The following is a 1,057-nucleotide window of genomic DNA, read 5'->3' as shown; positions in this document are numbered from 1 at the left end:
TTCTTGTTCGTTGCGATCACGTCAGTGTCGTAGCTGCCCCAAGGTTGGCCTTCGACTTCATCTGGAATGAACGGACGAATCAATTCACAACTCTTAAGGATTTCTTTACGCGCTTCGATACCTGTCTTAACCGCATCGCGCCATAAACGCAGACCTGCTTCGCCATCGTGGATCTTCGCGTTCACATCAAGCGCAGAGAACAGTGCGTAGAATGGTGAAGTCGATGCGTGCATCATAAACGCGTTGTTAAAGCGTTTGTGGTTACAGTAACGAGCTTGACCTTTGATATGGCGGTCTTTTTTGTGGATTTGCGATGTTTGAGAGAAGCCAGCTTGTTGTTTGTGAACAGACTGAGTCACGATCACACCTGCGTCTTCTGGTTTCAAATCCAGCAGCAGTGGTGAACAGTCTTTCATCATCGGGATGAACTGCTCGTAACCAACCCATGCAGAGTCAAACAGGATGTAGTCACAAAGATGACCGATCTTATCCATCACGTAACGAGCGTTGTAGATAGTACCGTCGTAAGTACCAAGCTGGATAATAGCAAGACGGAAAGGACGTTCATCGCGTGCACGTTCTGGATCCACTTTCGCGATTTGAGCACGAATGTATTCTTCATCGAAACAGTGCTCATCCATACCACCGATGAAGCCCCAAGGGTTACGCGCCGTTTCTAAGTAAACTGGCATACCACCCGCTTGGATTAACGCACCGTGGTGGTTCGATTTGTGGTTGTTACGGTCGAACAGTACCAAATCACCTTCAGTTACTAGCGCGTTACACACCACTTTGTTTGAAGCAGAAGTACCGTTGAGCACGAAGTAAGTTTTGTCCGCGTTAAATACTTTTGCAGCGTGCGCTTGCGCTTGGTGCGCAGAACCTTCGTGGATCAGCAAGTCACCTAAATCCACGTCCGCGTTACACAAGTCACTACGGAACAGGTTTTCGCCGAAGAAATCGTAGAATTGTTTACCAGCTGGGTGTTTTTTGAAGAACTGACCACCTTGGTGTCCCGGACAGTCAAACGCTGAGTTACCCATCTCAACATAGTGCG

The 1,057-nt window shown here is 48.1% G+C and carries 1 pseudogene; it reads right to left on the bottom strand.

Annotation, left to right across the window (positions count from 1 at the left end):
* A pseudogene (locus R7Q38_RS24710) lies at positions 1-1,057 on the bottom strand (ornithine decarboxylase); the annotation flags it as partial.

The sequence above is a fragment of the Vibrio sp. Vb0598 genome (genome assembly GCF_033338935.1).
Classification (GTDB): Bacteria; Pseudomonadota; Gammaproteobacteria; order Enterobacterales; family Vibrionaceae; genus Vibrio; species Vibrio alginolyticus.
The sequence above is the reverse complement of the archived record's forward strand: the minus strand, read 5'-3'. Positions and strand labels throughout refer to the sequence as shown.